General features: G+C 51.4%; 6 protein-coding genes. 5 read left to right on the forward strand and 1 reads right to left on the reverse strand.

Annotated elements, in window-relative coordinates:
• The 4 genes from HY879_06040 to HY879_06055 all read left to right on the forward strand — a co-directional run.
• Positions 1-246, forward strand: a 246-nt coding sequence (locus HY879_06040) for a cytochrome c (GenBank protein ID MBI5602896.1), incomplete at its 5' end; no start/stop codon positions are given.
• Positions 247-267: 21 nt separating this feature from the next.
• On the forward strand, positions 268-2,457 hold the full coding sequence (locus HY879_06045; protein ID MBI5602897.1) for a molybdopterin-dependent oxidoreductase: 2,190 nt from the start codon (positions 268-270) through the stop codon (positions 2,455-2,457).
• The gene (locus tag HY879_06050) at positions 2,457-3,086 is read left to right on the forward strand and encodes a 4Fe-4S dicluster domain-containing protein (GenBank protein MBI5602898.1); all 630 of its coding nucleotides are present in this window, start codon (positions 2,457-2,459) and stop codon (positions 3,084-3,086) included. The genes HY879_06045 and HY879_06050 overlap by 1 nt, the downstream gene beginning before the upstream one ends.
• 167 nt (positions 3,087-3,253) lie before the next feature.
• Positions 3,254-4,708 carry a hypothetical protein gene (locus tag HY879_06055; GenBank protein ID MBI5602899.1) on the forward strand — a complete coding sequence of 485 codons (1,455 nt, stop codon included), beginning with the start codon at positions 3,254-3,256 and terminating at the stop codon, positions 4,706-4,708.
• Positions 4,709-4,802: 94 nt separating this feature from the next.
• On the opposite strand, the gene HY879_06060 is transcribed toward HY879_06055, so the two are convergent.
• Positions 4,803-5,363: a molecular chaperone TorD family protein gene (locus tag HY879_06060; GenBank protein ID MBI5602900.1), complete on the reverse strand. Its 561-nt coding sequence runs from the start codon at positions 5,361-5,363 to the stop codon at positions 4,803-4,805.
• 450 nt (positions 5,364-5,813) lie between these two features.
• Between HY879_06060 and HY879_06065 the strand changes: the two genes are divergently transcribed.
• On the forward strand, positions 5,814-6,842 hold the full coding sequence (locus tag HY879_06065; GenBank protein ID MBI5602901.1) for a (Fe-S)-binding protein: 1,029 nt from the start codon (positions 5,814-5,816) through the stop codon (positions 6,840-6,842).
• Positions 6,843-6,974 lie beyond the last annotated feature (132 nt).

The raw sequence follows: 6,974 nt of genomic DNA on the forward strand, positions 1-6,974 counted from the left end.
AATGCCCGCAAAGGAAAATTCCTTTTCCGAAAAAATTGCCGGACCTGCCACGTTGCCGGGGGCAGTGCCAAAGAATTAGGCCCAAACAGTAAGACCCAGGCTGGGTGGGATGAGGTCTTCAAAAACATCGACCAATTGAAATGCCAGGACCAATGGGCCGTTCTTTCCGACAAGGATAAAACGGAGATGTATGCCCAGCTCTGGGGCCATGCCTTCGATTCTCCCTCGCCGGAAAAATGCGAGTAATGGGGGTTTGGAGTTTCGTCTATGCCGACAGCTAATGAAAAAGGCTTGACCCGCCGCCAGTTTCTGCAGTTTTCCGGAATGGCCGCCGCGGCCACCCTGGGGGCGCCTCGGATTCTGCATGCCCTGGTTCCTTCGATCGGAAACCAGGTCGGGGGCCAAGTGCGAAAAATCCCCTCCATTTGCGATATGTGTCTCAATAAATGCGGTCTCATCGCCAGAGTGGAAAAAGGGGTGGTTCAGAAACTCGATCCCCACCCCAACTTCCTGAAATCCAGAGGTATGTTGTGTGCCAAGGGAAACGCAGGGATCAAACAGCTTTACGATCCGGATCGATTGAAATATCCCTTACTCCGTAAAGGGGCCCGCGGCGAGGGCCGCTGGCAGCGACTTTCCTGGCCCCAAGCTTTGGATCTGGCCGCTGAAAAGTTGAAGGCTATCGGTGAAAAATATACCCGCTGCGGCGTCCTGTTTATGGCCGGATCGGATGTCCAATCCAGTTTTGTCAACCGCTTTGCCAGTGTCTTTGGCTCTTATAATGTCGTTTCCCATGAATCGAATTGTCTGGTCAGCCGAAACAGAGCCTATTTGGATACCTTCGGTGAAATGCCAATCCCTGACACGCTCAACTCCAAATATATTATTATGGCCGGGGCCAATATTTTTGAATCCCTGATCACCCCGGACAGCATTGACATGATGACAGCCAAGCAGAAGGGTTGCAAACTGGTGGTCTTGGATCCTCGCTTTACTAAAACCGCCGCCATTGCCCATGAATGGCATGCCATCAAACCGGGTACGGATATGGCCTTTTTCCTGGCCGTGACCCAGGTACTGATCGAGGAAAAACGATACGACGAAAAATTTGTTCAGGAAAAGACCTATGGCCTGGAACAGCTCAGGGAACATGTCCGGAAATATTCCCCGGAATGGGCGGAGAAGGAGTGTGAAATCCCGGCCAGTGACATCCGCCGTATCGCCCGGGAATTGGCTGCGGCTGCCCCGGCAGCCATGATTTACCCCGGCCGCAGGACTTCGGATTATGAAGACTCCACTCAGATCCGCCGCTCCATGGCCATCCTCAATGCCTTACTGGGCAATTGGGACCGCCCCGGCGGTCTCACCGCGGCTCGGGAAATCAAGGTCAAGGCCAAACCCTTTGATCCGCCCTTTTATGAAAATAATCCGGAGGAAAGGATCGAAAGCGGGCGGTCGCCGATGATGTTTGAGGAAGAAGGCTCCTTCAAGCATGCCCGGGACGCGGTCATCGAAGGCAAGCCCTATCCGATCAAAGGATGCTTTACCTACAAGATTAACCCCATGGCCACCGGGGCCAACCGCCAAAAGACCGTAGAAATGATCAATAAGCTTGATTTCATGGTGACGGTGGATATTGCCATGAGCGATACGGCTTGGATGGCCGACCTGGTCCTCCCGGCCCCCAGTTATCTGGAACGCATGGATCCGGTAACCGCCCTCCAGGGTTCTTCGGCGTGCGGTTGTATAGTCAGCCGCGACCCGGTGGTCCCGGCCCTTTTTGAATCGAAACCTGTTTTTTGGATTGTTTCCGAACTGGCCAGGCGCTTGAACCTGGGGCAGTTTTTTAACTTCACTATGGAAGAATACCGCCAGGAGCAGTTGAAGGATTGGCCCGAAGCCCAAAAAGACCTGAAGAAAGACGGTTTTCATTATAAACACAGTAAAATTTACGGGGTTTATGAAGGAAAGATTTACAAAACCCTTTCCAAGAAAATCGAGCTTTACAACCAGCGTTACGTCGAAAAAAAAGTCGATCCTTTGCCGGTTTACCGGGCCCGCCAGGCAGTCCCGGGGGGGAAATTCAGGCTGGTCGTCGGTCGAAACGCTTACATCACTCAGGGATCATCCACCAATAACGCCCTGCTTTCCGAGCTGGTCCCGGAGAATGAATTGTGGCTGCACCCCAAACCGGCCCGGAAAATGGCCATTGTTTCCGGTGAGATGGTGGAAGTGACCAGCCCGGTCGGCCGGGGAAGGCTTAAGGTACGGGTGACCGAAGAGATCCGGCCGGATACGGTCTATATGGATTCGGGGTTCGGCATGTTGTCCAAAGGGCTTTCCAATGTCTACGGGAAAGGGGCCTCTATTGTCGAGATCCTGGAAGATCACAACGATACCATTTCGGGTAACATGGCTATGCATGAAACCTTTGTAACGGTGAGGAAGATTACCTGATGGACATCCACCGTAAGAATTATGTTTTGATCATTGATGCCTTGAAATGTTTTGACTGCAGGGCCTGCATGGTGGCCTGCAAGGTTGAAAACAATGTTCCCGAAGGCCGCTGGCGGAACTGGGTTAAACCCGCTCTTGGGGAAAAGGGACGAAGGGTCCAGTTTCAACCCGGTCAGTGTATGCAATGCGAGGAACCGGCCTGTGTGGCCGCTTGCCCGGTTCGGGCCACCTATAAACGATCCGATGGGATGGTGGTTATCGATCCAACTAAGTGCATCGGGTGCGGCAACTGCGTTACGGGCTGTCCCTACGGGGCCCGGTTTTGGAACCCGCTTACGCGCCGGGCTGACAAGTGCGATTATTGCCAGCACCGCTTAATACGAGGGGAAGCACCGGCCTGCGTAGAGACCTGTCCCACCAAGGCCCGGGTCTTCGGGGACCTGAATGATCCTGCCAGCCAAGTCAGCGCCCTGATGAAAAAGGGCCGTCTGGTCCAGGTGAAAAACAATCTGATCGACACCAAGCCCCGAATTTATTATACGGCCGGGACCACCCAATTGAATTGGCCGAAAGAACCGACGCTGCCGGGCAATGTTCACCTGCCGGCTTCGTTTTGGAAAAAGAGTTAAGCCTGATGGGTTCGCAAAAAGTCGACAAGCAACCATTTTCGTCATTCCCGTGGAAACGGGAATCCAGGTTATTTAATGTGTTACGTATGGTCTGGATTCCCGCCTGCGCGGGAATGACGCGTTTTTACGAATTTACGCAGTATAATAAATAAAAGGGGAGGAGAATAATGAAAAAATCATTAAAACATCTTAGGGTTTTATTAACATTAATCTTGGTGATGGCTTTTATCGCCGGGTTTGCCGTGGTCCAGGCAGCCGAAACACCGGCTAAGCCGGATTGGTATTTTAAAGACCTTGTTAATGCCGATTTTGTAGCCCAATATGCCAAGCTGCCACCGCCACCCAACTCGATGGTCATCGATGTCCGGTCAAAAGAAGAATATAACGAAGGCCACATTTTCGGCTCATTCAGTATTCCGAAAGATCAACCCAATGAGCTGACCAGGCTTTTACCCAAAAACAAGGGTACACTTCTGGTCTTTTATGGTCAGGATCCCGCAAGCAAACAAAGCCACGAGGCTGCCAGAGCAGCACAAAAATCAGGATATAACAATATAAAAGTTTTTGCCGGGGGCATCCTGGAATGGAAAAAGGGATTCTCTTTGGTCGCTTTGACCAAGGAAGCCATGGCCCAAGGCTTCGGAGTGGTGGACTACGATTACGTTAGGGGTAAGGTGGGAGTCGGTGTTCGCCGACTGAACCAAGTCGTTATCATCGATGCCCGGCCGGAAGGGCTGTATTCGGCCGGCCACATCCCCTCGGCCCTGTCCCTGCCGTCCATGAAATTCAACAGCACTTATCCTGAGTTTGAAAAACTGAACATCGCCAAGAATACCGAAATTATTCTTGGTATCGGCAGAGAATGCGAGTTGAGCTTAAAGAATGCCCAGAGGCTGAAGAGCAAGGGATACACCAACCTAAAACTCTACATCGCCCCGCCGGTCTGGCTCGACACGGACTATCAAGAGATCGATGCCCAGAAGGCCAAAGAACTCCACAGCGCCGGAGTACCTTTTTATGATTCAAGACCGGCCAACCTGTTCAGTAAAGGAACCATCGAAGGGTCGATTAATATTCCGGTCTCAAAATTTGAAGGAAGCAAAAACAGTCTACCCAAAGATATGACCAAGCCGGTGGTTAGTTTCTGCCAGGGATACAGTTGTGTATTGTCTCATGAGCTGGCCCGAAAATTAATGGGGCTGGGTTATCAAAATGTCCTGGTTTATGCCGGCGGTTATCCTGAGTGGGAAAAATTATTTGCCCCGGCCTCGGCCAAAATTAAACCGGGAAAGGGAGAAGGGACCATTGATGTCGCCTCTTTTGAAAAGATGTTGAAAGAAAATCCCTCCGGTATGCTCCTGATCGACGTGAGAAGCGCGGCGGAATATTCAACAGGGACCCTAAAAACAGCGATCGGTATGCCTGTTGGTGATCTGGAAAAAAAGGTGAAAACCCTCGACTTCAGTAAACCTATCGTTTTCGTCTGTTCTACCGGAGCCCGAGCCGGAGAGGCTTATTTCATGGTGAAGGATGAGAGGAAGGACATGAAGAACGTTTTTTACCTGGATGCTGAGGTGGCGTTCAATAAAGATGGATCCTATAAAATCGTCAAGGAAAATTAGAACTCCCTTAAAGAGTTGAAACCTGATGACTCCCTGCTCTTCATTTTGAGGACAGGGAGTCCCCGCCCTCAAGGCCGCAGAAGGTTGGGACTTTTTAAACCCCTTCTTTTATTTCTCCGATCATTTTAAGGAAAGCCGATAAGAGGGTGGTGATGAGAGGATAAAATGGGTTTTCGGTTTCTATGGCCTCCAGCCTCTGCCGCAACTGCCCGACCCAGGGCAGCATGATTTCTGAGGCGAACTGCCCGGCCTCCTTCAAAAGCAGGTCATCATCCTCGGCCCAGCCCCTTTCCAGCAAAAAATAGAGATATTCCAGTTCGATGGACAGGTGATCCGGCGGCTCCCCGATATCGTCCGCCAGGGACAACCCTTTGGATCGAAATCGTTCTTGCATGGCCAGGGCCGGCTCTCCCATCAAAGGCGCTCTTTCTGCGGAGTTTATAGCCCCATAACAGGAGGCATACAGCGGTGCCCTTATTCCCCGGCGGTCACTGATGAACAAACGAACGTACTCTTCTTCCAGTCCATCGAAAAGGGCCGGGGCCGTGGGAAAATGGTTTAAAACGGCCTTAATTTCCTTAAAGATCACCTCCGAAGAAGAGTCCAGCCGGAAGAGCACTTTTTCAATGGGGAGCCAAAAGGAGGGCTGCAACATATGCTCGCATTGTTCAAGGGTAGGTCCCCAGTAAAAATGGCTGATTTTTTGGAGTACAGCCAACAGGTCCTGTTTTGGATCTTCTTTCAGATTCAAAGCCCGCTTCGGCCGGGGCGTTTTTGAGGTCCCCATGATGATGCCTCCTCTTCTTCATTTACCAGTGATCATAAGAACTACCACCGGATTGTGCAAGGGGCATTTTGGGCTATTTTTTCCCTTACCCGGTGCCCCGGGGCTCTCCGTCGATCGTTCCGCCCGGACCTCCGGTCCTCCAGCTCTTTTTTATCCCTCTTTTATTATTTTTTTGTCTGTGCTATGGCTATACAGGGCCAAGGCGCCCAAATTCATATTCTTCGGTGGCCTGCCCCGGATTCATGTGGAGGCGGGTGAATGGGGCCTGTTAAATAGTCTCGATGCCGATTTCGGAAATCTTGAAAAATGGAGGTCGTTATGTCTGCCTTGACTTTTAAAGAAAAGGTTTGCAGCAGTTGCCCGTCGGCCGATTGTCTCCTGAAGTGCCAGTACATGTCCTTTGCCGGTCATGACGAGGCCCGGGCCGAGATCCTGAAGGTCGTCCGGGGAGAGGACTCCCGGGTATTTCGAGATTGTGTCACCTGCTATGCCTGCGAGGAATATTGTCAAAGGGGCAACCATCCTTTTTACCTGATCAGCGAACGCCGGGAAGAGAAGGGTCTGTTCACCGCCCCCAGACCCATTACCAATCAATGGATCAACATGACCCAGATGCAGGGAAAACCCATGGTCGGTGCGGTTAAGGATAAGGCCCTCTCCTGCTGTTTCATCCCTTCCCTGGGCGAATTAGGCACTGGGGAGATCTTCAAGGATGCGGCAGCCGCCATGGTCTTCGGCGCGGAATTCATGTGTCCGGCGGTGCACACCCATTTTGCCCGGATGTCGGTCATTAAAGAGAGGCTCCCCTTAGTCATCGATAATTTCGTTAAGCTCGGGGCCAAAGAGGTGATCTGTCTCCATGACGAATGTTACGGCACCTATACCTCGATCGCCCCGGCTTATGGAATTGAAGTTCCCTTTAAGCCGGTTTATTATATGGACTTTTTGTTGGAACGGCTTGAGGATTTAAAAGATCGGATAAGGCCCCTGAACATCAAGGCCGCTTACCAACGCCCTTGCTCCAACAGGCTTATCCCGGAAAAGCACCGATTGGTCAAAAAAATACTCGATATCATCGGCGTAGAACTGCCGGACAGGAAATATCAAGGGGAAAATGCCCTTTGTTGTGCCGAAATTTTTCGGGCGGTCTCCGGATACCGTCTGGCCAACGATGTCCAACAGAGGAACATAGAGGATATGCTGGACGTCGGGGCCGAATACTGTGTATTTAACTGCCCGGCCTGTCAGACGAGTTTATCGGAAAAGGTTTCCAAAAAAGGATTAAAACCGATCCATATCATCGACCTGTGTAAGATGGCCATCGGAGAAAAGGGAAAGGAGGTATAAAGCCATGATGGATATAGCAGGTTCTCTCAAGGAAATCGTCGGTGATCGGGGCTTTTCCAATACCCCGGAAGAACTGTGGTTTTATTCCCGGGACCCCGGGGTCTTGACCCCCCATCTGCCGGACTTTGTCGT

It is taken from the genome of Deltaproteobacteria bacterium, assembly GCA_016219225.1.
Taxonomy (GTDB): domain Bacteria; phylum Desulfobacterota; class RBG-13-43-22; order RBG-13-43-22; family RBG-13-43-22; genus RBG-13-43-22.

Bases quoted from the DNA above. Each gene is read 5' to 3' on its own strand.
- HY879_06065 (MBI5602901.1), top strand. From the start codon at position 5,814: ATGTCTGCCTTGACTTTTAAAGAAAAGGTTTGCAGCAGTTGCCCGTCG.
- HY879_06045 (MBI5602897.1), top strand. From the start codon at position 268: ATGCCGACAGCTAATGAAAAAGGCTTGACCCGCCGCCAGTTTCTGCAG.
- HY879_06055 (MBI5602899.1), top strand. From the start codon at position 3,254: ATGAAAAAATCATTAAAACATCTTAGGGTTTTATTAACATTAATCTTG.
- HY879_06060 (MBI5602900.1), bottom strand. From the start codon at position 5,363: ATGTTGCAGCCCTCCTTTTGGCTCCCCATTGAAAAAGTGCTCTTCCGG.
- HY879_06050 (MBI5602898.1), top strand. From the start codon at position 2,457: ATGGACATCCACCGTAAGAATTATGTTTTGATCATTGATGCCTTGAAA.